Origin of the sequence: Nocardia shimofusensis NBRC 100134, assembly GCF_001613125.1 — a bacterium.
Classification (GTDB): Bacteria; Actinomycetota; Actinomycetes; order Mycobacteriales; family Mycobacteriaceae; genus Nocardia; species Nocardia shimofusensis.
Genome location: NZ_BDBT01000015.1, coordinates 44,160 through 65,668, shown reverse-complemented (window position 1 = coordinate 65,668; position 21,509 = coordinate 44,160). Strand labels below are relative to the sequence as shown.

Sequence of the window (21,509 nt, the reverse complement as noted above, 5' to 3'; positions counted from 1 at the left end):
GCTACCGCCTTCGGCCCCGACCGTCACAGGCGGTGACCATGCCGCAGCCGGAAGATCGCCTTGGCCCGGCGGAGGTCGCGGGGATCGCGGTCGAAGGTCGTCAGGTCGACCGTGCCCCGATACCGCTTGCGGGCGATCGATAGCGTGCGGCTGAACTCGCGCAGCCCCTGATCACCGTGGCTGTGGCCCTGTCCGTACTCGCCGACGCCGCCGTAGGGCAGGGCGGGGATGCCGGTGTAGGCGGTGGCGGAGTTGATCGTCACGACTCCCACGCGCAGCCGCTCGGCGAAGGTCTCGATGTTGTGCACGTCCCGGGTGAACATCGCGACCGCGACGGCGTTGCCGCCCGCATCGACCCGTTCGGCGGCCTCCTCCATGCTCGCCACCCGGTTGACCACCAGCACCGGCCCGATCGCCTCGCCGGTGATCGCCAGGCTGTCCTCGGGCACCTCGGCCAGCACGATCGGCTGGATGTAGGGCTCGCGGATCGACTCCAGCCCGCCGACCACCGCGCGCCCGCCCTTGGCCAGCGCGTCACGCACCTGCCTGCGCACCACCTCGGCCTGCGACTCCACGATCATCGGCCCGTAGGACGCGCGCCGATCCGCGCCCGGCCGCAACCGCCGCGCCTGATCGGCCACCAGGTGTAGGAACGTGTCGTAGACCGAATCGGCGACATACGCGCGCTGGATGCCGCTGGGATTCTGGCCCGCGTTGGCCATCGCCCCGTAGACCGCCGCCTCGGCGGCGTCGTCGAGTCTCGCGTCGACGTGCACGATCATCGCGCCCTTGTCGTGGCGCTCCACCACCACCGGCGTCATGGTCTCCGCGCAGCAGGAGATCACCCGCCGCGCGACGGCCTCCGACCCGGAGTAGGCGATCTTGTCCACCGCGGCCCGGCACAGGCCGAGCGCGGTGTTCTCGTCCCCGGTCACCGCCTGCAGCACCGGTTGCTCGGGCGCCAGCTCCCGCCAGCTCTCGGCCAGCCACACCCCGACACCGGTGGTCAGCTCGTGCGGCTTGAACACCACCGCGTTGCCCGCCGCCATGGCGTAGGTGATCGAGCCCATCGGCGTGTAGACAGGGTTGTTCCACGCGCCGAGCACGCCCACCACCCCGAGTGGCAGATAGCCGACGGTGGCTTTGTGGTTGCGGGTCAACCAGTTTCGGCCCAGCGTGCGCCTGCCCAGGGCGCGCGCGGCATTGCGCGCCGCCCAGTCCAGGTTCTCGATCGCCAGCACCACTTCGACGGTGGCATCGGCCTCCGGTTTGCCGGTCTCGGTGCAGATCAGTTCGACCAGCTCGTCCGCCCGGCGCGCGATGAGACGCTTCCAATCCAGTAGCCACCGCTTGCGTCCGCTGAATCCCAGTCCGCCCCACCATTTCTCGGCGCTGCGGGCGGCGCGCACCGCGCGGGTGAGTTCCGCCGTGCGCTGCACGGGATACTCACCGACCGCCTCGCCGGTGCGTGGGTCGTAGGAAGTCAACACACTCGTTCGGCCAGTGCCTCCCGGATGCGCCGCCAGGCGTGGCTGCGCGGACTCGGCCATCGATCACCTCTTCGCAAATTCGTCCCGCTGACACCTCACTCGAATCGAGCCGGCTTCGCGGGACGAAACACCGGCTGTCCCACCGACGAGTGAGTGACCTGGTCCCCTGGGAACCACACTATGGCCGCCGCGACCCGCCCGACAAGGACGGGCGCGGCGCCGTCGTCCGATGTACGAACGGCGCGACCAGCGGTGATTCCCCGGGGCCCGAACCTTACTGACGAATTGTGACCAACGCCATAGTTTGTCTTATGTTGTGAGCCGGGTCCGTCCGTCGCGGGGTTCGTCGCTCGGCCGCCATCCGAAGCGGATGCCGGTAACATCTGGCCGGGCGGTAGGGATCATCACCGCGACGAGTTCGAGCAGCCGTTCGGTGACATTCCTCGCCGAGGGCGTAGACAGTGGAGAGTTGATGCCGAGTTCCCCCCAGGCCGAATCACCCGCAGGCGAGCCCGCGGCAATCGACCCCGCGGTCGTCGTGGAGGACGTGCACAAATCCTTCGGCGAGGTGCACGCGCTGCGCGGTATCAGCTTCACCGCGGCCAAGGCGAGCGTGCTCGGCATCCTCGGCCCCAACGGCGCGGGCAAGACCACCACTGTCAAGGTTCTCTCGACGCTGCTGCGCCCGGACTCCGGCACCGCGATCGTCGCCGGTCACGATGTGCGCACCGACCCGGCGGGGGTGCGCCGCTCGATCATGATGACCGGCCAGTACGCCGCCCTCGACGAGAACCTCTCCGGCCGCGAGAACCTCGAACTGTTCGGCAGGCTGATGGGCCTGGGCAAGTCCGCCGCCCGCAAGCGCGCGGACACTCTGCTCGAGGAGTTCGACCTCGTCGGCGCGGGCAAGCGCGCGGTGCGCACCTTCTCCGGCGGTATGCGCAGGCGCGTGGACATCGCCTGCGGCCTGGTGGTGCGCCCCGAGGTGGTCTTCCTCGACGAGCCGACCACCGGTCTGGACCCGCGCAGCCGCCAGGGCGTGTGGGATCTGGTGAACGTCCTCAAGGATCAAGGCATCACCGTCCTGCTGACCACGCAGTACCTCGAAGAGGCCGACGTGCTCAGTGACAACATCATCGTCATCGACAAGGGCACGGTCATCGCCGAGGGCACCGCCGACCAGCTCAAGGAGCGCACCGGCGGCAGCTACTGCGAGGTCGTCCCGCTGGACCCGAGCAAGCTGAACATCGCCGCCTACGCCCTCGGCGATCTGGTGCCCCCCGCGGTGCTGGCCGGAGCCGAGGCGGGCGACGGCGGTGACCGTCTGTCGATCCCCGCGCCCGACGGCGCGGCCACCCTCGCCGAAGCGCTGCGCAGGCTCGACTCGGCCGGCGTCGAACTGGCCGACATCGCTCTGCGCAGGCCCTCGCTCGACGACGTGTTCCTGTCCATCACCGGCCATTCGGGCGGTCACGCGTGACCGCCGTCGCCGAGCACTCCCGCACCGACCTGTTCGCCGAGCTACCGCAGGCCAAGCCCTCGTCGTTCGCCCAGTGGCGCGCGCTCACCGGTCGCGTGGTGTGGACGATGGCCACCAAGGGCGAACTGGTCGTCGCGTTCATCACCCCGCTGGTCTTCACCCTCGGCTTCTATCTGCCGCTGCGTTACGTGATGAAGTTCCAGGGCATCGACTACGCGCAGTTCGTCATGCCGATCATCGTGCTGCAGACCATGTCGGTCACCATGCTCTCCAATGCCCAGCTGGCCGCCTTCGAGGCGATGACCGGCCTGAGCACCCGGCTGCAGACCATGCCGATCGGCACGCTCGTGCCGTTCCTCTCGCGTATCAGCGCCGGTCTCGTGCGGTCGCTGACGTCACTGGTCGGCGCCCTGCTGTTCGGTCACATGATCGGGTTCCGGTTCGAGGCAGGCGTGTGGCAGGCCGTTCTGTTCTGCGTCTTCTCCGTGGCGGTCGGCACCGTGCTCGCGGTCGGCGCCGACGGCCTGGGCAGCCTGACCAAGAGTCCCGAGCAGCTCAGTCAGGCGCTCACCCTGCCGACGCTCATCTTCGGCATGCTCTCCTGCGGGTTCGTTCCCGAGCGCAATTTCCCCGAGTGGATCCAGCCGTTCGTGCGCAATCAGCCGGTCTCCCAGTTCTCTTTCGCTCTGCGCGACATGGCCGCGGACGGCGTGAGCTGGGGCGTGCTGTGGGTGCCGCTGGCATGGGTCGTCGGTTTGGCTTTGGTATTCACCCCGTTCGCGGTGTGGGCGAGTGTGAGGCGGGCATGAGTTCGGTGCAGACCACGGTGAAAGCCACAGCGACCCCACCCGAGGAGGCGAGCGCGACGAGCGAGCAGCCGCGAACCGAGGGCTTCCAGCAGTTGCCCGCGGTGCCCGCGCGATCGGAGAACTCACCGGCCACCTGGGCCCGGCACAGTCTGCTGCAGTGCAAGCGACTGCTGATCGGCTGGATGCGCGACCCCGCGACCACCATCCAGACCCTGGTGTATCCGGCGGCCACCCTGCTGATGTTCAAGATCGTGCTCGGCAACGCCATCTCCTCGGCCACCGGCATGCCGTCGGTCTACGGCCAGGTGCCGATGATCTGCCTGGTCGCGGCCATGTCGGGCGCGGTGGTCAGCGCGCTCGGGTTCAAGACCGAGAAGGCCACCGGCCTGCTCGCCCGCTTCCACACCATGCCGATGAACCGGGCCGCCGGCCTGACCGGCCGGCTGCTGGCCGAGGCGGTCCGCGTGCTCATCACCACGCTGTTCGTCCTCGCCGTCGGCCTGATGATCGGTTTCCGTTTCGGCCAGGGCCCGCTGGCCGCGATCGCGCTCATCGGCATCCCGGTGCTGTTCGGCGTCGGCTTCGCGGTACTGGTCACCGCGCTGGCCACGCTGACCGAGGGGGTGCTGCTGGTCAGCGTCATCGGCATCATCAACACGCTGCTGATGTTCTTCAACACCGGCTTCGTCCCTGTCTTCGCCTACCCGACCTGGCTGCAGGACGTCGTCGCCAACCAGCCGATGAGCACCGCCATCGACGCCATGCGCGGCTTGTCCTACGGCGGTCCGGTCGCCGAACCGCTGCTGAAGACCCTGGCCTGGACGATCGGTCTGATCGTGGTCTTCGCCTGGCCCGCCGTGCGCGGGTACCGGCGCGCGGCCGAGACCAGCTGACCACTTGCCGGGCGTGCCCGGCACAGCCGCGACGAGCCCGGCCGGGTGCCCCACGAGGCGCCGGCCGGGCTCGGGCGTATTCGCGCCGCGCGGCTCGCTCCGTGAGCAGCGCCGGTCCGTGCGGTGGCGAGGACCGGCGCCCTGCCGACCCGGCCGCTCAGTCCAGCTCGGGCGTCTTCGCCCGCGCCGGCTCGAACTCGTAACCGACCCAGCGATTCCGATTGGTCCAGCCGACCAGGTCGTAACGCCAGCGGAACGGCCAGGTGTGCGCCACGGTGTTGAACAGCACCGCCCCCAGCGCGGTGTAATCCGCGTGCGCCGACAGCAGCGCGTGCTGCCCCCGCTCGGACTCGGTGAAGAACGCCTCGAACATCGAGATCGACTGCGCGGTGGTCAACCGGCCCAGCCCGTAGAGCCCGCGCATCCGCATCCAGTACACCAGCCGCGCCTGCCACGGCCACAGTGCCTCGATCGGGTCGCGCCCCTCCCGCACCGCGTCCACCGCGGTATCCACCAGGGCCAGCGAATCGGCCACGCTGTAGCCGGTGCACGGGTGCATCATGCCGCCGCGCGAGCCGAATTCGACTGCCCGCGCGGTGCCCTTGCGCGGCGGTGGCTGGTCCAGCGGATAGTGCGCCGCCTCGGTCGGCTCGTCCCCGGACAGCCGGATGCCGTGCGCGGCCAGCCGGGCCAGCGTCCGCTTGCGCAACTCGTGCTGCGGCATTCCGCCGCGCAGACCGAGGCTGGTCTCCTCGAAGATCACCGTGCCGTCCCCGAGCGGCACCGCGTAGAGGAATGACGGCGGTTCGTCCTGGCCCGCCCCGTTCTCCGGCCGCCAGTCCAGCAGCAGCCCCTCACCCGCGGCCACCATCGGTGCGGCGGTCTCCTCGTCCACGAAGATCCCGTGCGCGCTGGCCGCCCGCCGCTGTCCGGTCGTCGGCAAACCCCTGGTGTCGAACACGGTCGCCGCGCGCACCACGGTCCCGTCGCCGAGTTCGACCTCGTGCGCGTCCACCCGTGTCGCGCGTGCGGCGATCACCGTCGCGTCCTCCAGCGACAGCGCGTCGTGCAATCCCTGCTTGGACAACACCGCGTAGGGCCGCTCGATCCGGTGCTCGGTCTCGGTCCACACCACCGGCGCCTCGATCCGGCTGGCGATCACCTCTCGCGGCAGCCAGTCCGGCAACTCGTCGATCCAGCACGAGAAGGTCGGCGGGAACAGCCGCTCCGGCCGCGGATCGATCGCGGTGACCGTCAGACCCGCCCGCATCGCCCGGTGCGCGAGCGCGCGCCCTGTCGGACCGAGGCCGACCACACAGATGTCGGCTTCCCTGTCGCCATTGCTCATGAGTGCATCAAATCGGACACCCCGTCCGAGCGCAAACACTCCTCGACGAAGGACAGGGGGCCGTCGGGGCGGGCATCACTTGGGCGTCACCCAGGTGGTGATGTCGGCGTGCACCACCTCCACACCGTCCCGGTCGAAGATCGATACCGGCACCACCAGCTCCCGCCCCTCGATGATCGCCGCGAAGTCCGGGATCTCCGGCAGGAAGGCCACCGCCCGCAGCCGGCTCTCCGCCTTGGCCAGATACCGCACGTTCATCGCCTTGGGAATCCAGCGATGCGAGGACGGCACCGTCGCCTCGCACAGCATCCCCATCGCCACCTCGGCGAGATTGCACGCCGCGATGGCGTGGAAGGTGCCCAGGTGATTGCGGATACCGAACCACTTCGGCGCGCTCACCTCGCACAGCCCGGGTTCGAGCCGCCGCACGGTGGGCAGCACGGTGCCGAAGTACGGCACCCGCGCCACCATCCCCACGGAGAACAGCGCGTGTCCGAACATGTTGTCGGGCAACTTCTTCCAGCTGCGGAAAGTCGAGGTAGCGGCAGTCATTCCAGCTATCTTACTTTCCGGTAAGTTATCCGGGAAGAGGTGGTGTCGAACCGGTCACCAGCGGTTGCGGGCCTCTTCGGCGAAGCCGATCACGTCGGAGAACTCCACGCGTTCGCCCGCGTCGGTGACGATCGTGCCCGACCAGCGGCCGAAGCACTGGTGCACCTCCATCGACAGCACGCCCGCGCTGGTGCGGGCGTACCGGTCGTGATCGGGGACGAGTTCGACATCGACCAGGCCCGCGCTGTCGCGCACCCGCCACGGGCGCATCGGCTGGTCCCAGTCGTAGGTCCACCGCAGTTCCTCGCCGATCTTGGTCAACCTGCCGTCGACACACAGCCCGTTCTCGGTGTAACCGGTTCCCTCCGTCCACTTTCCGCCGAACTGCAACCCGACCGTCCGGCCGTCGCGCGACACGCCCGAGGCGGCCGCCCAGTTCCAGCGATTGCGGTACTTCCAGACCCCGCGGCCGAGGTCGAGCGTGCCGTAGGCGGGCAGACCGTCGCCGCCGAGCTCCCATCGGTGCTCGCCCAGGCGCACGGTGCCGGTCGCCGGGCGGGTGTTCTGTTTGCTCGTGTACTGGAAGCGGCGCGGTGACCACGGGATCACCACATTGAGCGATTCGTGCCCCGTCGGCTCGGCGACCTCGACATCGATATGAAGGGGGCCGTCCGGAGTCGAGTCGCACGAGGCCCGCAGTCCGGTGGAACCGGGCGAGCGTTCATCGATCTCGATGCGCAGTCCGGCGGCCTCGACGACAATCAGGCCTGTGCAGGGCTGGTCGGGTAGGGCGAAACCGCGCGCACCGGGCACGATGCGGTCCACGGAAACCGACAGGCCGGTGGAAGGCCGGCAGATCCACACCGACGCGTTGCCGAGATAATCCAGATCGGCGCAGGTGATCGCCATATAGAGGTCGGGAGCGGTCACGCACCAGTAGTCCCACCGCTTCTTCCTGCCCCAGGCCCGCGACAGATTCGCGCGGTGCAGCGGTGTGCGCGACCAGCCCACCGCGTCGGGATTCAGGCGCCCGCGCGCGTCGCACAGGTCGACGGGTGCGGTCAGCTCACGTTCGCTCATCCGCCGATCATGACAGCCACGGCGACCGTGCGATAAGTGCCGTTCGGAAACGTCATCGCGGCCCGGCCCGGTTATTCGAGTAGCGCCGTACTCGTGATCGGCGGTCACCGCGCTTCGACGATTGTCTTCTCTTGATCGCACGATTTCCGATTCGCAGGACGAAGGCACTGCTATGTCGATCCACACCACAGACGAGATCGGCCGGCGACGAGGCACGCCGGCATCGAATTCCCGTACAGCGAGGTTGCTTGCCGCGCTCTGTCTGCTCATGTCGGCGGTCGCCGCAGGCGTCGGTGCGATCGCCCACGCCGACGACGGCAATCTGCCGATCTACACCAGCCCCATCGACGCCACCGGCCTGCGGCTGCAATTGGCCGCGAGTGTCCCGGACCGGGACACCGGTGAGCCGGTGGATATTCCGGTCCCCGTCGACGCGGCGGGGCCGATGTTCCAGGAACTGATGTCGAAACCGTTGAGCACGCAGATCGATGAATACTGGAGCGTGCGCGTGGACCCGGAGACCGGGACGACGCCGCGCCAGCAGGTCTGCGACCGGATCCGCGGTCGGATCGAGGCCGCTGTGGCCGAGGCGGGGGAGGGCTTCTCGCTCTACGACTTCAGCTGCAGTCTGGCCACCCAGGGCGCGCTGCTGGTACAACAGGACGGCGACCGGCTCACTTTCGGGTACTCGTTGTTCGGCAGTTCGATCGAGCTGTACGTGACCACCCCTGCGACTTGCCATCGCGACACGTTCGCACCCTTCTGCCCGTCCGATCCCGGCGTGAAGGTGCATCTCGCTCCGCAACTGGTGACGACACTGACCGCGCCCGATCTCTGCGGCCTCCGCGCCACCAACGGCACCGTGCTCGTGCAAGCCCCCTTCATCGAGACCAGAGGCGTGCTCGATGTCGCGGAATTCGTCGACAACGTGTTCCTGGGCGGCTGGTACGGAAACCTGGCCGAACAGGCGATTCGCGATGTCTCCCAGCAGGTTCCGCTACCGATCGACAGCGCGCTGGGGGAGTTGCGCGACAACGCGGCCTGCACGGATCCCGCGTCCGGCCCCGCGAAGGCCGTCGCGATGTTCCCCGATATGGAGATCGCCATCGAACCGGCGCAGGGCGTGATCCTGCTACGGATGGTCCACCCGCCGATCGGCGTGCCGATCATCCAGAACGTGGACGGGCCGGTGAACTCGACGCCCGGCTTCGCCCGGCCGGCAATCGCGGCGCCACCGATCGCCGGTCCCGGCACCGCCATGAAGGTGACCGGGCAGTTCTTCCCACCACCGCTGGATCCCACCTCGTTGTGGCTGGAACTGGAACATCCCAGCCTGTGCCGTGACGGTGTGGCCGAAGTGGAACAGACGCAGGCGGCCGGCGGCGGTCCGCTGGTCCGCACGTTCGGCGTCGACTCCTTCGGCTGCCGGACGAGCCACCCGATGCCGGAGCTGACCCCTGCCACTGCCTATCGGTACCGCGCCCGCGACTGCGACGTCTTCACCTGCAGTCGGTGGAGCGAACCGGTGACGCTCACCACCCCGGCGAGTTCCGGCCCCACCCACGTCGACCTGGTCCTCGACGGGGTGGTGCTGGGCACCGTGCCGCTCACCGCTACGGGCACCTTCGATGCCGACATCGTGGTCCCGGCCGACACGGCGGAGGGCGCGCACACGCTACGCGCCGTCAGCGGCGAGACCACGGCCGATACCCCGGTGCAGGTCGGCGCGGCGACCGGTACCACCGTGACGATGGTGCTGACCGGCGCCTTCTTCGGCGACCGCGGCTGTCCCGTGCGTCCGCTGCCGACCCAGGCGGTCACGAGCGGCGAGCCGTTCGCGCTGTTCGGCACCGGCTTCGCCCCCGGTTCGGCGGTCGAGGTCCATCTGGACTCCGCGACCGGCCCGACGCTGGGCACTGCCACTGCCGACGCGGGCGGATCGTTCTGCCACGACGCGCTCCCCGGCCCGCCCATCGAGCAAGTGGGTGACCACACGCTGGTCGCCGTCCAAGAGGGTGTCGCCCGAGTGAACCTGCCCTTCGCGGTCGTCGCGCCCAAACCGGTGCGGTGACCCGAACCGGCGGCCCGCCTTTCGTGCGACGATCGGCGGGCCGCCCGGCTGTGCTCGGTCCGGTGTGCCGATTCCGGGAGCCGTCCCGACTGTGCGCAGGGCCGCTACCATGCGATACGGGTTTGAGCGCACCCCTGCCGGGGGCGATTTGAAGTCGGTGGCGGGGGTCATGCATACTGTTCGGGTTGCCTTCACGGGGTTGCGGTCGTTTCCTGGCGAAACGGAGCGTGATCGGGTGGGGCGAGAGCAGTACCCAATCGTGTACTTCACCGGGATTCCGGTGTGAGTACGTCCGGGACATGGTTCTGCAAGCCTGTGATGAAGTTTCGATCCGGGCCGCAGAATGAGCGAAAAGGCGACACGCCCGACCGCGTGGACCGGAGAACCATGACAGATGAACAGCGGCGAAGATCGGGCATGCCCCGGTCGGTGGTCTAACTGTGCTGGTCTGTGCCCGTTCGGGGGCCCTGCGTGGGAACGCGGGCTACCTCCTCCGGGCCTGACCTCACGGGCTGAGGCGTCTTTCGTGTGTTCGGGCTGTAGCAAATGAGGGTGGTATCGGATGCCTGACGGCTTCCGGGCCACGAAGGAAAGCGGAGAAAAGGACACTTAGCGTGGCGGGACAAAAGATCCGCATCAGGCTCAAGGCCTATGACCACGAGGCGATCGACGCGTCTGCGCGCAAGATCGTGGAGACGGTCACCCGCACCGGGGCCCGCGTGGTCGGACCGGTGCCGTTGCCGACCGAGAAGAACGTGTACTGCGTCATCCGTTCGCCGCACAAGTACAAGGACTCGCGCGAACACTTCGAGATGCGCACGCACAAGCGTCTCATCGACATCCTCGACCCGACGCCGAAGACGGTCGACGCGCTGATGCGCATCGACCTGCCGGCCAGCGTCGACGTCAATATTCAGTGACGGGGACTCGAGATATGACTGACAACAAGAACCGGCCTGCCGCCGGCATCCTGGGCACCAAGCTCGGCATGACCCAGGTCTTCGACGACAACAACCGCGTCGTCCCGGTGACTGTGATCAAGGCCGGCCCGAACGTGGTCACCCAGATCCGCACCGAGGAGCGCGACGGCTACAGCGCCGTGCAGGTCGCCTTCGGCGCCATCGACCCCCGCAAGGTGAACAAGCCGGTCTCCGGCCAGTTCTCCAAGGCCGGTGTCACCCCGCGCCGTCACCTCGCCGAGCTCCGTGTCGCCGATGCCTCCGCCTTCGAGGTCGGCCAGGAGATCAACGCCGACGTGTTCGAAGAGGGCAGCTACGTCGACGTCACCGGCACCTCCAAGGGCAAGGGCTTCGCGGGCACCATGAAGCGTCACGGCTTCGCCGGCCAGGGTGCCTCGCACGGTGCGCAGGCCGTGCACCGTCGTCCGGGTTCCATCGGTGGCTGTGCCACCCCCGGTCGCGTGTTCAAGGGCATGCGCATGTCGGGCCGCATGGGTAACGACCGCGTGACCACGCAGAACCTGTCGGTTCACAAGGTCGACACCGAGAACGGCCTGCTGCTGATCAAGGGTGCGATCCCGGGTCGCAAGGGCGGCGTCGTGATCGTCAAGAGCGCCGTGAAGGGTGGTGCGCACGCATGAGCGCCGTGAGCACTCAGAAGGAAACCGAAAAGGCGAACCTCACGCTTCCTGTCAAGGAAGTCGGAGGCAAGACCAACGGCACCGTCGAGCTCCCCGCGGAGATCTTCGACGTGACCGCCAACATCGCGCTGATGCACCAGGTCGTCACCGCGCAGCTGGCCGCGGCCCGTCAGGGCACCCACGCGACCAAGACGCGTGGCCAGGTCTCCGGCGGCGGCAAGAAGCCGTACCGGCAGAAGGGCACCGGCCGCGCCCGTCAGGGCTCGACCCGCGCGCCGCAGTTCGCCGGCGGTGGCACCGTCCACGGCCCGCAGCCGCGTGACTACAGCCAGCGCACCCCCAAGAAGATGATCCGTGCCGCGCTGCACGGCGCGCTGTCCGACCGGGCCCGCAACGATCGCATCCACGTGATCAGCGAGCTGGTGGCCGGCCAGACCCCGTCGACCAAGACCGCCAAGAGCTTCCTGTCCGAGCTGTCGGACCGCAAGAAGTTCCTGGTCGTCGTCGGCCGCGAGGACGTCGCCGCGTGGAAGAGCGTGGCGAACCTGCAGAACGTGCAGCCGATCGCCCCGGATCAGCTCAACACCTACGACGTGCTCAACAGCGACGACGTGGTGTTCAGTGTCGAGGCCCTGAACAGCTTTGTTCACGGTCCCGCGGAATCTCCGCAGGACACTGTGGCGGCTCAGGAGGAGAGCAAGTGACCACCATCGCCGACCCCCGCGACATCCTGCTGGCGCCGGTCATCTCGGAGAAGTCCTACGGACTGATCGAGGAAGGCACCTACACCTTCATCGTGCACCCGGACTCCAACAAGACGCAGATCAAGATCGCCGTCGAGAAGGTCTTCGGTGTGAAGGTCACCAGCGTCAACACCGCCAACCGTCAGGGCAAGCGCAAGCGGACCCGCTTCGGTTACGGCAAGCGCAAGAACACCAAGCGCGCGCTCGTGACCATCTCGGCCGACAGCAAGCCCATCGAGATCTTCGGAGGCCCGGTCGCGTAAGCGGACGGGATTCCAGAAAGCAGAGAAGAACTCATGGCAATTCGCAAGTACAAGCCGACAACCCCCGGTAGGCGTGGGTCGTCCGTTTCGGACTTCGCCGAGATCACCCGGTCCACTCCCGAGAAGTCGCTGCTGCGTCCGCTGAGCAAGACCGGTGGTCGTAACGCACACGGTCGCATCACCACTCGCCACCGTGGTGGCGGGCACAAGCGGGCCTACCGCATCATCGACTTCCGTCGCCTCGACAAGGACGGCATCCCGGCCAAGGTCGCTCACATCGAGTACGACCCCAACCGGACCGCCAACATCGCGCTGCTGCACTACGTGGACGGCGAGAAGCGGTACATCCTGGCGCCGAAGGGCATCTCGCAGGGCACCCCGATCGAGTCCGGCCCCACCGCCGACATCAAGCCGGGTAACAACCTGCCGCTGCGCAACATCCCGACCGGTACCACGATCCACAACGTGGAGCTGCGTCCCGGTGGCGGCGCCAAGCTGGCTCGTGCCGCGGGCATGAGCATCCAGCTGCTCGGTAAGGAAGGCCCCTACGCCACGCTGCGTATGCCCTCCGGTGAGATCCGCCGCGTCGACGTGCGCTGCCGCGCCACCGTCGGCGAGGTCGGCAACGCCGAGCAGTCGAACATCAACTGGGGCAAGGCCGGCCGTATGCGCTGGAAGGGCCGTCGCCCCACGGTTCGTGGTGTCGTGATGAACCCCGTCGACCACCCGCACGGTGGTGGTGAGGGCAAGACCTCCGGTGGTCGCCACCCGGTCTCGCCGTGGGGTCAGCCGGAAGGCCGCACCCGTAAGCCCAACCGCCCGAGCGACAAGCTCATCGTCCGCCGTCGCAAGACCGGCAAGAAGCGCTGAAGGAGGAGGTAAGAAATGCCACGCAGCCTCAAGAAAGGCCCGTTCGTCGACGACCACCTCCAGGCGAAGGTGGACGTGCAGAACGACAAGGGCACGAAGCAGGTCATCAAGACCTGGTCGCGTCGTTCGACCATCACCCCGGATTTCATCGGTCACACCTTCGCGGTCCACGACGGCCGCAAGCACGTGCCGGTGTTCGTGTCCGAGAACATGGTCGGGCACAAGCTCGGTGAGTTCGCGCCGACCAGGACGTTCAAGAGCCACGTCAAGGACGATCGGAAGAGCAAGCGGCGATGACGACTGAGACTCAGAACCCGACTGCGCGCGCTACCGCCAAGCACGTTCGCGTCACTCCGATGAAGGCTCGTCGTGTCGTGGACCTGGTCCGTGGCAAGCGGGTCGAGGACGCCCTCGCGATCCTGAAGTTCGCTCCGCAGTCCGCGAGCGAACCGGTTGCCAAGGTCGTCGCCAGCGCGGCGGCCAATGCCGAGAACAACCTCGGCCTCGACCCGGCCACGCTGGTCATCTCGACCGCGTATGTCGACGAGGGCGCGACCCTGAAGCGTTTCCAGCCGCGGGCCCAGGGCCGCGCGTTCCGGATCCGCAAGCGCACCAGCCACATCACCATCGAGGTCGAGAGCGTGCCCACCGCCGGCGCCACTCGTAGCCGCCGGAAGGGAGGGGCAAAGTAAATGGGACAGAAAATCAACCCCCATGGCTTCCGCCTCGGTATCACCACCGATTGGAAGTCGCGTTGGTACGCGGACAAGCAGTACGCGGACTACGTGAAGGAAGACGTCGCGATCCGCAAGCTCCTGGCCACCGGCATGGAGCGGGCGGGCATCTCGAAGGTCGAGATCGAGCGCACCCGTGACCGTGTGCGTGTGGACATCCACACCGCGCGTCCGGGCATCGTGATCGGCCGTCGCGGCGCCGAGGCCGACCGCATCCGCGCCGAGCTGGAGAAGCTCACCAAGAAGCAGGTGCAGCTGAACATCCTCGAGGTCAAGAACCCCGAATCGGATGCCCAGCTCGTCGCCCAGGGTGTGGCCGAGCAGCTGTCCAACCGTGTGGCGTTCCGTCGCGCGATGCGTAAGGCCATCCAGTCGGCCATGCGTTCGCCGAACGTCAAGGGCATCCGCGTGCAGTGCTCGGGCCGCCTCGGTGGCGCCGAAATGTCGCGCTCGGAGTTCTACCGCGAAGGTCGGGTGCCGCTGCACACGCTGCGCGCCGACATCGACTACGGCCTCTACGAGGCCAAGACCACCTTCGGTCGCATCGGCGTGAAGGTCTGGATCTACAAGGGCGACATCGTCGGTGGCAAGCGTGAGCTGACCGCCGCGAGCGCTCCGGCAGGCGATCGTGATCGTCCGCGCCGCGAGCGGCCGAGCCGTCCGCGTCGTTCCGGTTCCACCGGCACCACCGCGACCAGCACTGAGGCCGGACGGGCCGCCACCGCGGTGGCGGAGGCTCCGGCAGAGAATCAGGAGGGCTGACGCATGCTGATGCCTCGTAGGGTCAAGCACCGCAAGCAGCATCACCCGAGTCGCTCCGGTATGGCCAAGGGCGGCACCGCCGTGTCCTTCGGTGAGTTCGGCATCCAGGCTCTCGAGCCCGCCTACGTCACCAACCGGCAGATCGAGTCCGCTCGTATCGCGATGACCCGCCACATCAAGCGTGGCGGCAAGATCTGGATCAACATCTACCCGGATCGCCCGCTGACCAAGAAGCCGGCCGAAACCCGCATGGGTTCCGGTAAGGGTTCGCCGGAGTGGTGGGTCGCGAACGTCAAGCCCGGTCGCGTGATGTTCGAAATGTCGTACCCCAATGAGGAGATCGCTCGCGAGGCCCTGCGCCGCGCGATGCACAAGCTCCCGATGAAGTGCAGGATCGTGACCAGGGAGGAGCAGTTCTGATGGCTACCGGAACACCGGCCGCAGAGCTCCGCGAGCTCACCGAGGACGAACTCGTCTCCCGCCTGCGTGAGTCGAAGGAAGAGCTGTTCAACCTGCGCTTCCAGATGGCGACGGGTCAGCTCGACAACAACCGTCGTCTGCGCGTCGTTCGTCACGAGATCGCGCGCATCTACACGGTCATGCGTGAGCGTGAGCTCGGTCTGGCCACCGGACCCGCTGACAAGGGAGATGCGGCATGAGCGAGAACGTGAAGGGACAGGACCGTAACAGCCGCAAGGTTCGTAGCGGATACGTTGTCTCGGACAAGATGAACAAGACGATCGTCGTCGAGCTGGAAGACCGTCACCGGCACCCGCTCTACGGCAAGATCATTCGCACCACCTCCAAGGTGAAGGCGCACGACGAGAACGAGATCGCCGGCGTCGGCGACCGCGTCGCGCTGATGGAGACTCGTCCGCTGTCGGCCACCAAGCGCTGGCGTCTGGTCGAGGTCCTGGAGAAGGCCAAGTAAGGCTTTGTCCTTCGGCTGACATCTCGAACAACGAAGGCCCGTTTCCCGCGCAGGGAGGCGGGCCTTCGTCGTGTCCGGGCCGCCGGCTCTCCGGACCACGCAGTCGGTAGGTGATGCCGAGGATGGCGCGTCGCGCTCAGCGAGTCGTCCCACGCGCGCGGCGCTCACGGAGGCCGAGCACGAGGTGGTAGACGATCGCGGTCACGAGGCCCACGACGAGCGCGGTGACGGCGACCGTGAGCCAGCCCGCGGCGCCTTCGGGCCAGGTGTGGTCGCGGCTGCGGGTCCAGAGTTCATACGCGGTGAAACCTGCTGCCGCGCCGAGCGATACGCCCAGCGCGCTCTTCATCGTGATATTCATGGTTTTTGCTCCTCGGTGTGTGCACCGTCGACGCGGTGGCTGCACAGTGATCGACCGGCGGCAGGCGAATGTTTACCCGCGGGAGCAGTTGGGCTTCAGCTGTCGGTATCAGTACTGATACCATCGGTGGCATGGCTTGGACCATGCGACTCTCGGATGAGGAAGAGGCGGCGCTCACGGCGCAAGCCGATCTCGAGGGCCGTTCGAAGCAGGAGATCACGCGCGACGCCGTCCGCGACTACCTGATGCGGCATCGTCGGTGGGATGCCCCGCTGCTCAGCGACGAGGAGACTTTCGATCTCGGCGGACCGATCGGCAAAGAGGATATTCGCGACGCGATGAACCGGCCTGCATGATCGTCATCGCGGATACCTCGGGAATGCTGGCATTGTTCAATCGCTCCGACCCAGAGCATTTCGCCGTGCGCAGGGCTGCCGACCAAGCCGGCGCACTGGTGATCAGCCCGCTCGCGCTGACCGAGGTTCACCATGTCGCGAGCGTGCGAGCCGGTCGCGGGGCCGCCGACGCCATCCTGGGGTTGCTGTCCGATCGCATCGCATCGACCAGGATCGTGATCGGCGAAACGACCGCCTCCCAGCTCCGAAAGGCGATCGATGTTCGCGCGAAGTACGACGGACTGAATCTGGATCTCGTCGACGCGGTGTGTGTCACGCTGGCGGATGAGTTCGACACAGATGCGATCTTGACGCTGGACCGGCGGGACTTCCGGGCGATCCGCCCGCTGAACCGCTACCCCGCTTTTCGGCTTCTCCCGGACAACTCGCACTGAACCTGCGGCGATGACGCTCACCGCGGAGTGACGGCGTCTGCGCGCCGGGTGCCGGCGTCACTGCGCCGAGCCGAACGATCCCTGTTGGATGTTGTAGAGGATGACCACGTAGACGGCCTCGATGAGCTCCTCGACGGGATTGTTCGGGCCGAACAGGGCGCTACCGGACAGGGCGCTACCCGTGGATTCGTCGGCGATCACGGCAGGCGTGTCCGCGAGCGCGGGCGCGGCGGGTGCGCCGAGCACGGCTGCGAGAACTGCGGTGGCGGCGAGACTGCGTTTCATGCTGGGTCCTTCGAAGCAATGCGGAGGGGAGAAGGTTCGCTATCCGGCCGAACCGGAGGAACCGGAACCGGGGAAGGAGGGTTCGGGATCGGTGTCCTGGCCGCGGAGATCGCCCCAGTTCGCCGATCCGGTTGTCACGAGGATCGAGTAGAAGACCTCGAAGATCTCGTTCCACAGGTTCACCTGTGGTGGGGAGCAGGGGAGTCTGTTGCAGTTGGAGCCGCTGCCGGTCTCGATGGGTTCGCCGCTGCCCGTCTCGGCCACGGCGCGCGCAGTCGGCGGGTGCGCGGTGGGCGCCTCCGCTGTCGCGAGAGCGGGGGAGGCGATGGGGCCGAGGGTCGCGGCGAGAACGATGCCTGCGCGGAGAATGCGGTGCACGGTATGACCTTTCTGGCGATTCCGGCCCAGGCTAGTGGAGCGCAACTCTGTGAAGACAGTTTGTTTCACATTCCGATCGGTCTGTTACGGGGGCCGGTGGCGACGGCACTACGGGGGGCGGCAGGAGTCGCCGGAGCATCGGAGAACGCACCGGTGATCGGCGGTGCCCAACCTCGATGCGGTGGGTCAGGCCAGGGTGGTGTGCCAGACGAGGGCGGCGGTGAGCGCGCCGAGTCCGTTGACCGACCAGTGCAGCGCGATGGGGGCGAGCAGGCTGCCGCTGCGTTGCCGCAGCCAGGTGAAGACCACGCCCGCGGCGGCGGTGGCGATGACGGCGAGCAGGATGCCGATCACCTGGCCGACGATGCCGCCGGGGAGCAGGCCGCTGAGGCCCTGGTTGCCAATGGTGAGGCCGAACGAGGAAGCGATGTGCCAGAGGCCGAACAGCAGCGAACCGGCCGCGAAGACGCCGCGGGCGCCCCAGGCGCGGTCGAGGGTGCCGTGCAGGACGCCGCGGAAGGCGAGTTCCTCGGGGATGACGGTCTGTAGCGGGATGACGATCATGGAGGCGATGAGCGCGCCGGAGAGGGTGGCGTAGCGGTCGGCGAGGAAGAACGGCCGGGTGACGGGCAACAGTGCGCCGATGGCGACGACCGCGAGGACCAGGCCGACGGCGGCCAGCGCGTAGACCGAGCCGCGCCGCCAGTGCCGGGGTGAGAGGCCGAGTTCGGCCCAGCCGAGGCCGCGCTTGCGGACCAGGGCGAGCAGGACGATCGCGGCGACGGGGACGCTGACGATATTGGCCCAGGCGGTGGTGAAGTGGGCGATGAGGTTGGTGCCCGCGAGCACGGCGATCACCACGGCGACGTCGATATAGGTGTGCAGCCGATGGCGACCGGGCTCGGTCACGGCATGGGGTTCGATCACGGCCACGGCGGCGGGTTCGTGCACTTGCCCCAGTGTACGTAGCCGGGAGGTGCGCGCACTGCGGCGTTCGCCACGGCTTCGAGTCGGCCGCCGTGGCGCGGGCGACGGTGTGCGGAAAAACTGAATGGGTTGCATTTCAGATTTTCGGCAAACCGGCCGCAAGGGAACTGGACGGGCGATACAGTCCGAGCGTCCACAGTGGACCGTAGAGGAGTCGCCATGAGCAAGAGCAGGAACGTCGGTCGTCTCAGGGCCGGGCTGGGCGCGCTGGCCGCGATGACCTGTGCTGTCGTCGCCGGTGCCCCGCACGCGGCCGCGACGGTCGAGCAACTGACGGTTTCGAGCAGCAGTCCGCAGGCGGGCTGCGTCTACCAGCTGACCGCGAAGGTGAATCACTGGTTCGAGGTCTGGTTCTACGACAATGCCCTGATCATCTCGGGCAGCCCGGTCAAGCCGGTCGACGGCGTCGCGACGATCCAGTGGAAGCCGTCGAAGTCGGGCACCCACACGCTCGCCGCGTTGCAGGGCTTGGCGTACGAGATCAAGGTGAACGTGGCCGAACCCACGGTCAGCGGCAGCGCCACGTGCGGCGCCGGACCGCTGGGTTTCATGGGGTCCTGAGGTCGGTCAGCCGGCCCAGCCCCGGTAATCGGTCCACGCCCGCAGCGTGCGGGTGCTCTGGAATCGGCGCGGTTCGCCGGTGACCGGGTCGGTGAATTCCAACGTCGAGGCCAGCAGTTGCAGTGGGCGGGTGAACTCGTGCACGGGCTTGTCGGTGATCACGGGGTAGAAGTCGTCGCCGAGGATGGGCACCCCGAGGCTGTTCATGTGCAGGCGCAGCTGGTGGGTCCGGCCGGTGTGCGGGGTGAGCCGGTAGCGGCCGAGACCGTCGCGGTGTTCGAGCAGTTCGACCAGTGTCTCGGCGTTCGGCTCGCCCTGGACCTCCCTCGCCGCGAGCACGTGTTTCTCCTTGACGATCCGGCTGCGCACCGTGCACGGGAGCGTCAGCTCCGGGTCGTACGGCGCGATGGCCTCGTACTGTTTGCGCACGGTGCGCTTGTGGAACATCGTCTGATACGCCCCGCGCCGGGCGGGGTCGACGACGAACAGGATCAGCCCGGCGGTCACCCGGTCCAGCCGGTGCGCGGGGATCAGGTCGGGCAGGTCGAGTTGTTCACGCAGGCGCACCAGCGCGGTCTGGCGGATGTGCTGCCCGCGCGGGATGGTCGCGAGGAAATGCGGTTTGTCGGCGACGAGCACGGTGTCGTCGCGGTGCACGACGGTGATGTCGAAGGGGACGTCGACCTCGTCGGGCAGGTCGCGGTGGAACCAGACCGCGCCGCCGGGCACATAGGGCGCGTCCGGGGCGATCGGGCCGGCCGAGTCGACGATCTCGCCCGCGTGCAGCAATTCGTCGATGCGGTCGGGAGAGACGCGCGGCAACCGCTCGACCAGATGATCACGGATCGTCGTCCAGTCGCCCGCTTCCGGCATCCTCAGCCGGGCGGGATCGAGGCCGTGCCGTTTGGGCAACGGTGGCTGCTGCCTGCGTCTCATCGACTCGAACTCTATCGGCCGCGCCGCTCGAGCCTGCCGCTCAGGGCCGGTGTCCGGCGGCCAGGCCCGCCGCCGCGTGGCCTCACGGTGAGTGCCGGGATCGGGTGGCCCGGCGGATGCTTCCGTGTCCCTCAGGCGGGGCCGGCGGGGCCGCCGGTGACGTCGTCGGCGGCCGCGGCCGTGGCGGCGAGATCGGCGGGCGGGTCGCCGAGCGGTTCGCGGAGGAAGGCTTCTACGAGCGCGTTGGCGGTGCGCTGGGTGTCGGCGGGGTCGCGGGGACCGCCGGGGAATCCGGCGAGCACGAAGCGGGCCGGCCCGGCGAGGAAGTAGGGGGCGTCGGTGAAGCCGTAGTGGTCGGCGCCGCCGAGTGCGTAGCGGTAGCCGGGTGCGGTGAGGTTGCCGAGCAGGGCGCCGTTGCCGTCGAGGTAGCGCTGGGAGTGATCGGTGCGGTCGCGGTCGCTCTCCAGCAGCAGGACAGGGCGGGAGAGGGAGCGATCGGGAAGGTCGGCGTAGAGGGTGCCGTCGATGTTGACCGCGGCGTCGAGGCGGGGATCGTCGGCGAGGGCGGCGAGCGCGCTCGCGCCGCCGAGGGAATGTCCGACAGCGGCGATGTGATCGGTGTCGAGGCGGCCGGCCAGCGAGCCGAGCAGGTCGGGGCGGGCGAGCTGGTCGACGACGAAGCTCAGGTCGGCGGCGCGGGTTCGCTGCCGCTCGCCCATCGCGGCCTGGGCCTCGGCGTCGTCGGTGGCGGTGTCGGGGGTGGTGGTCACGATCCGGCCGTCGGCCAGTTTCGTGACCGCGGAATCGTAGGGATGGTCGACGGCCAGGACCACGAACCCACGGGAGGCCAGGTCGGTGACGAGCGCGGTGTAGAAGGCGCGCGGTGCGCCGTTGCCGGGGGAGAACAGCACGACCGGCCATCGTTCCCTGTCGTCGCTGACGGCCACGTCGGCGAACGCGTGACTGTCGATGAAGTCGTATCCGCGCATCAGCCGACCTGGCACGCCGGCGACGCTGCCGGGGAGCTCACCGTCGCCGTCGAGGTAGAGGTACTGCCGCCCGGACAATCCGTCGGACGGATACCACGCCTGCACAACGACATTGCGCCGCTCGGCAGTGGACGAGGGCTCCGCGCGCTGCTCGTCGACCCACCGGAAGATCTCCGAGCCCAGCGCGTAGCGCCCGGTCGGTTCGGGCAGCCGCGGCACCGGCACGGGGGCCAGTGCGGGCAGCGCGATGACCGCGAGGACGGCTACGGCGACGCGCGCGCCGATCGGGCCCGCACCGGTCCGGCGCCGAGTCCCCACGACGAAGGACACCACCGCGCTGATCGGGAACAGGAGATAGAGCGGGAGGAATTGCCAGTAGAAGTGTTCCAACAGCAGTTGCATCGGCCAGCCGAACAACAACAGCGGCCCGACGACCGGTAGCGCGAACATCGCCACTCGCGGCGCCACCAAGGTCGCGACGGCGTGGCCGAGCGTGAGGACGACGAGAATCACGTCGAAGGTCGACATCACCGGCTCGTTTCGTGGTCACGGCGCCGCGCCGGCCGCGCGTGGTTCGAGCCCGCCCGGAACCGCCC

28 protein-coding genes are annotated in these 21,509 nt (G+C 68.2%); 18 read left to right on the top strand and 10 right to left on the bottom strand.

Annotated features, from left to right (window positions below):
- Positions 1–23 precede the first annotated feature (23 nt).
- A complete protein-coding gene (locus NS3_RS17820) occupies positions 24–1,550 on the bottom strand; it encodes an aldehyde dehydrogenase family protein (RefSeq protein ID WP_084495705.1) in 1,527 nt (508 codons plus the stop codon).
- A gap of 412 nt (positions 1,551–1,962) precedes the next feature.
- On the opposite strand from NS3_RS17820, the gene NS3_RS17815 reads away from it, so the two are divergent.
- Genes NS3_RS17815 through NS3_RS17805 form a run of 3 tightly spaced genes read left to right on the top strand, consistent with a single transcriptional unit; the run spans position 1,963 to position 4,672 of the window.
- Entirely contained in the window at positions 1,963–2,970 is a 1,008-nt protein-coding gene (locus tag NS3_RS17815) for a daunorubicin/doxorubicin resistance ABC transporter ATP-binding protein DrrA (protein WP_067861126.1), read from the top strand.
- Complete coding sequence (locus NS3_RS17810) at positions 2,967–3,779, top strand: ABC transporter permease (RefSeq protein ID WP_067861084.1); 813 nt, start codon at positions 2,967–2,969, stop codon at positions 3,777–3,779. Before NS3_RS17815 ends, NS3_RS17810 begins: the two co-directional genes overlap by 4 nt.
- Positions 3,776–4,672 (top strand): ABC transporter permease, encoded by an 897-nt coding sequence (locus NS3_RS17805; protein WP_067861128.1) that lies wholly within the window; start codon positions 3,776–3,778, stop codon positions 4,670–4,672. The genes NS3_RS17810 and NS3_RS17805 overlap by 4 nt, the downstream gene beginning before the upstream one ends.
- Positions 4,673–4,829: 157 nt before the next feature.
- On the opposite strand, the gene NS3_RS17800 is transcribed toward NS3_RS17805, so the two are convergent.
- The 3 genes from NS3_RS17800 to NS3_RS17790 form a co-directional block, all read right to left on the bottom strand.
- Entirely contained in the window at positions 4,830–6,020 is a 1,191-nt protein-coding gene (locus NS3_RS17800) for a lycopene cyclase family protein (RefSeq protein ID WP_067861082.1), read from the bottom strand.
- A 75-nt stretch (positions 6,021–6,095) separates the two neighbouring features.
- Positions 6,096–6,572: a hotdog fold domain-containing protein gene (locus tag NS3_RS17795; RefSeq protein WP_067861080.1), complete on the bottom strand. Its 477-nt coding sequence runs from the start codon at positions 6,570–6,572 to the stop codon at positions 6,096–6,098.
- Positions 6,573–6,626: 54 nt separating this feature from the next.
- On the bottom strand, positions 6,627–7,652 hold the full coding sequence (locus NS3_RS17790; protein ID WP_067861079.1) for a DUF2804 domain-containing protein: 1,026 nt from the start codon (positions 7,650–7,652) through the stop codon (positions 6,627–6,629).
- 268 nt (positions 7,653–7,920) lie between these two features.
- On the opposite strand from NS3_RS17790, the gene NS3_RS17785 reads away from it, so the two are divergent.
- The 12 genes from NS3_RS17785 (at position 7,921) to rpsQ (ending at position 15,626) form a co-directional block, all read left to right on the top strand.
- Positions 7,921–9,723 carry a hypothetical protein gene (locus tag NS3_RS17785; RefSeq protein ID WP_157101401.1) on the top strand — a complete coding sequence of 601 codons (1,803 nt, stop codon included), beginning with the start codon at positions 7,921–7,923 and terminating at the stop codon, positions 9,721–9,723.
- 614 nt (positions 9,724–10,337) lie between these two features.
- A complete protein-coding gene (gene rpsJ, locus NS3_RS17780; RefSeq protein ID WP_003938093.1) occupies positions 10,338–10,643 on the top strand; it encodes a 30S ribosomal protein S10 in 306 nt (101 codons plus the stop codon).
- Positions 10,644–10,657: 14 nt separating this feature from the next.
- Positions 10,658–11,323: a 50S ribosomal protein L3 gene (gene rplC, locus NS3_RS17775; RefSeq protein ID WP_067861075.1), complete on the top strand. Its 666-nt coding sequence runs from the start codon at positions 10,658–10,660 to the stop codon at positions 11,321–11,323.
- Entirely contained in the window at positions 11,320–12,027 is a 708-nt protein-coding gene (gene rplD / locus NS3_RS17770; RefSeq protein WP_067861073.1) for a 50S ribosomal protein L4, read from the top strand. Before rplC ends, rplD begins: the two co-directional genes overlap by 4 nt.
- On the top strand, positions 12,024–12,329 hold the full coding sequence (gene rplW, locus NS3_RS17765) for a 50S ribosomal protein L23 (RefSeq protein ID WP_040794483.1): 306 nt from the start codon (positions 12,024–12,026) through the stop codon (positions 12,327–12,329). The genes rplD and rplW overlap by 4 nt, the downstream gene beginning before the upstream one ends.
- A gap of 33 nt (positions 12,330–12,362) precedes the next feature.
- The gene (rplB, locus tag NS3_RS17760) at positions 12,363–13,199 is read left to right on the top strand and encodes a 50S ribosomal protein L2 (protein ID WP_067861071.1); all 837 of its coding nucleotides are present in this window, start codon (positions 12,363–12,365) and stop codon (positions 13,197–13,199) included.
- Between the two features lie 15 nt (positions 13,200–13,214).
- Positions 13,215–13,496: a 30S ribosomal protein S19 gene (rpsS, locus tag NS3_RS17755; RefSeq protein WP_067861069.1), complete on the top strand. Its 282-nt coding sequence runs from the start codon at positions 13,215–13,217 to the stop codon at positions 13,494–13,496.
- Positions 13,493–13,891, top strand: coding sequence for a 50S ribosomal protein L22 (gene rplV, locus NS3_RS17750; RefSeq protein WP_067861067.1), 399 nt, complete (start codon positions 13,493–13,495; stop codon positions 13,889–13,891). The genes rpsS and rplV overlap by 4 nt, the downstream gene beginning before the upstream one ends.
- Complete coding sequence (rpsC, locus tag NS3_RS17745; RefSeq protein WP_067861065.1) at positions 13,892–14,695, top strand: 30S ribosomal protein S3; 804 nt, start codon at positions 13,892–13,894, stop codon at positions 14,693–14,695.
- 3 nt (positions 14,696–14,698) lie between these two features.
- Entirely contained in the window at positions 14,699–15,115 is a 417-nt protein-coding gene (rplP, locus tag NS3_RS17740; RefSeq protein ID WP_067861063.1) for a 50S ribosomal protein L16, read from the top strand.
- On the top strand, positions 15,115–15,354 hold the full coding sequence (gene rpmC, locus NS3_RS17735; protein ID WP_040794488.1) for a 50S ribosomal protein L29: 240 nt from the start codon (positions 15,115–15,117) through the stop codon (positions 15,352–15,354). Before rplP ends, rpmC begins: the two co-directional genes overlap by 1 nt.
- Positions 15,351–15,626 carry a 30S ribosomal protein S17 gene (gene rpsQ / locus NS3_RS17730; protein WP_040794489.1) on the top strand — a complete coding sequence of 92 codons (276 nt, stop codon included), beginning with the start codon at positions 15,351–15,353 and terminating at the stop codon, positions 15,624–15,626. Before rpmC ends, rpsQ begins: the two co-directional genes overlap by 4 nt.
- A 136-nt stretch (positions 15,627–15,762) precedes the next feature.
- Here rpsQ and NS3_RS17725 read toward each other — a convergent pair whose 3' ends face one another.
- Positions 15,763–15,987: a hypothetical protein gene (locus tag NS3_RS17725; RefSeq protein ID WP_067861061.1), complete on the bottom strand. Its 225-nt coding sequence runs from the start codon at positions 15,985–15,987 to the stop codon at positions 15,763–15,765.
- Between the two features lie 131 nt (positions 15,988–16,118).
- On the opposite strand from NS3_RS17725, the gene NS3_RS17720 reads away from it, so the two are divergent.
- Positions 16,119–16,343, top strand: a complete 225-nt coding sequence (locus tag NS3_RS17720) for a YlcI/YnfO family protein (protein WP_157101400.1) — start codon at positions 16,119–16,121, stop codon at positions 16,341–16,343.
- On the top strand, positions 16,340–16,777 hold the full coding sequence (locus tag NS3_RS17715; RefSeq protein ID WP_067861057.1) for a type II toxin-antitoxin system VapC family toxin: 438 nt from the start codon (positions 16,340–16,342) through the stop codon (positions 16,775–16,777). Before NS3_RS17720 ends, NS3_RS17715 begins: the two co-directional genes overlap by 4 nt.
- A 57-nt stretch (positions 16,778–16,834) precedes the next feature.
- On the opposite strand, the gene NS3_RS17710 is transcribed toward NS3_RS17715, so the two are convergent.
- The 3 genes from NS3_RS17710 to NS3_RS17700 form a co-directional block, all read right to left on the bottom strand.
- A complete protein-coding gene (locus tag NS3_RS17710; RefSeq protein WP_067861055.1) occupies positions 16,835–17,062 on the bottom strand; it encodes a hypothetical protein in 228 nt (75 codons plus the stop codon).
- Positions 17,063–17,101: 39 nt separating this feature from the next.
- Entirely contained in the window at positions 17,102–17,440 is a 339-nt protein-coding gene (locus tag NS3_RS17705) for a hypothetical protein (RefSeq protein ID WP_067861053.1), read from the bottom strand.
- A gap of 186 nt (positions 17,441–17,626) precedes the next feature.
- Positions 17,627–18,373 (bottom strand): CPBP family intramembrane glutamic endopeptidase, encoded by a 747-nt coding sequence (locus NS3_RS17700; RefSeq protein ID WP_245649674.1) that lies wholly within the window; start codon positions 18,371–18,373, stop codon positions 17,627–17,629.
- Positions 18,374–18,586: 213 nt separating this feature from the next.
- Between NS3_RS17700 and NS3_RS17695 the strand changes: the two genes are divergently transcribed.
- On the top strand, positions 18,587–18,988 hold the full coding sequence (locus NS3_RS17695) for a hypothetical protein (RefSeq protein WP_067861051.1): 402 nt from the start codon (positions 18,587–18,589) through the stop codon (positions 18,986–18,988).
- A gap of 6 nt (positions 18,989–18,994) precedes the next feature.
- On the opposite strand, the gene NS3_RS17690 is transcribed toward NS3_RS17695, so the two are convergent.
- Entirely contained in the window at positions 18,995–19,924 is a 930-nt protein-coding gene (locus tag NS3_RS17690; protein WP_067861049.1) for an RluA family pseudouridine synthase, read from the bottom strand.
- Positions 19,925–20,055: 131 nt separating this feature from the next.
- Positions 20,056–21,441: an alpha/beta hydrolase family protein gene (locus tag NS3_RS17685; protein ID WP_067861047.1), complete on the bottom strand. Its 1,386-nt coding sequence runs from the start codon at positions 21,439–21,441 to the stop codon at positions 20,056–20,058.
- Positions 21,442–21,509 lie beyond the last annotated feature (68 nt).

What these genes read in the sequence shown, in the direction of transcription:
- NS3_RS17820 (WP_084495705.1), bottom strand. Translation starts at nt 1,550, where the DNA reads ATGGCCGAGTCCGCGCAGCCACGCCTGGCGGCGCATCCGGGAGGCACT.
- NS3_RS17695 (WP_067861051.1), top strand. Translation starts at nt 18,587, where the DNA reads ATGAGCAAGAGCAGGAACGTCGGTCGTCTCAGGGCCGGGCTGGGCGCG.
- NS3_RS17685 (WP_067861047.1), bottom strand. Translation starts at nt 21,441, where the DNA reads ATGTCGACCTTCGACGTGATTCTCGTCGTCCTCACGCTCGGCCACGCC.
- NS3_RS17805 (WP_067861128.1), top strand. Translation starts at nt 3,776, where the DNA reads ATGAGTTCGGTGCAGACCACGGTGAAAGCCACAGCGACCCCACCCGAG.
- NS3_RS17795 (WP_067861080.1), bottom strand. Translation starts at nt 6,572, where the DNA reads ATGACTGCCGCTACCTCGACTTTCCGCAGCTGGAAGAAGTTGCCCGAC.
- NS3_RS17690 (WP_067861049.1), bottom strand. Translation starts at nt 19,924, where the DNA reads ATGAGACGCAGGCAGCAGCCACCGTTGCCCAAACGGCACGGCCTCGAT.
- rpsS (WP_067861069.1), top strand. Translation starts at nt 13,215, where the DNA reads ATGCCACGCAGCCTCAAGAAAGGCCCGTTCGTCGACGACCACCTCCAG.
- NS3_RS17720 (WP_157101400.1), top strand. Translation starts at nt 16,119, where the DNA reads ATGGCTTGGACCATGCGACTCTCGGATGAGGAAGAGGCGGCGCTCACG.
- NS3_RS17710 (WP_067861055.1), bottom strand. Translation starts at nt 17,062, where the DNA reads ATGAAACGCAGTCTCGCCGCCACCGCAGTTCTCGCAGCCGTGCTCGGC.
- NS3_RS17725 (WP_067861061.1), bottom strand. Translation starts at nt 15,987, where the DNA reads ATGAATATCACGATGAAGAGCGCGCTGGGCGTATCGCTCGGCGCGGCA.
- rplD (WP_067861073.1), top strand. Translation starts at nt 11,320, where the DNA reads ATGAGCGCCGTGAGCACTCAGAAGGAAACCGAAAAGGCGAACCTCACG.
- NS3_RS17815 (WP_067861126.1), top strand. Translation starts at nt 1,963, where the DNA reads ATGCCGAGTTCCCCCCAGGCCGAATCACCCGCAGGCGAGCCCGCGGCA.
- rplC (WP_067861075.1), top strand. Translation starts at nt 10,658, where the DNA reads ATGACTGACAACAAGAACCGGCCTGCCGCCGGCATCCTGGGCACCAAG.
- rplB (WP_067861071.1), top strand. Translation starts at nt 12,363, where the DNA reads ATGGCAATTCGCAAGTACAAGCCGACAACCCCCGGTAGGCGTGGGTCG.
- NS3_RS17785 (WP_157101401.1), top strand. Translation starts at nt 7,921, where the DNA reads ATGTCGGCGGTCGCCGCAGGCGTCGGTGCGATCGCCCACGCCGACGAC.
- NS3_RS17790 (WP_067861079.1), bottom strand. Translation starts at nt 7,652, where the DNA reads ATGAGCGAACGTGAGCTGACCGCACCCGTCGACCTGTGCGACGCGCGC.
- rpsC (WP_067861065.1), top strand. Translation starts at nt 13,892, where the DNA reads ATGGGACAGAAAATCAACCCCCATGGCTTCCGCCTCGGTATCACCACC.
- rplP (WP_067861063.1), top strand. Translation starts at nt 14,699, where the DNA reads ATGCTGATGCCTCGTAGGGTCAAGCACCGCAAGCAGCATCACCCGAGT.
- rpmC (WP_040794488.1), top strand. Translation starts at nt 15,115, where the DNA reads ATGGCTACCGGAACACCGGCCGCAGAGCTCCGCGAGCTCACCGAGGAC.
- NS3_RS17715 (WP_067861057.1), top strand. Translation starts at nt 16,340, where the DNA reads ATGATCGTCATCGCGGATACCTCGGGAATGCTGGCATTGTTCAATCGC.
- NS3_RS17800 (WP_067861082.1), bottom strand. Translation starts at nt 6,020, where the DNA reads ATGAGCAATGGCGACAGGGAAGCCGACATCTGTGTGGTCGGCCTCGGT.
- rplV (WP_067861067.1), top strand. Translation starts at nt 13,493, where the DNA reads ATGACGACTGAGACTCAGAACCCGACTGCGCGCGCTACCGCCAAGCAC.
- rpsQ (WP_040794489.1), top strand. Translation starts at nt 15,351, where the DNA reads ATGAGCGAGAACGTGAAGGGACAGGACCGTAACAGCCGCAAGGTTCGT.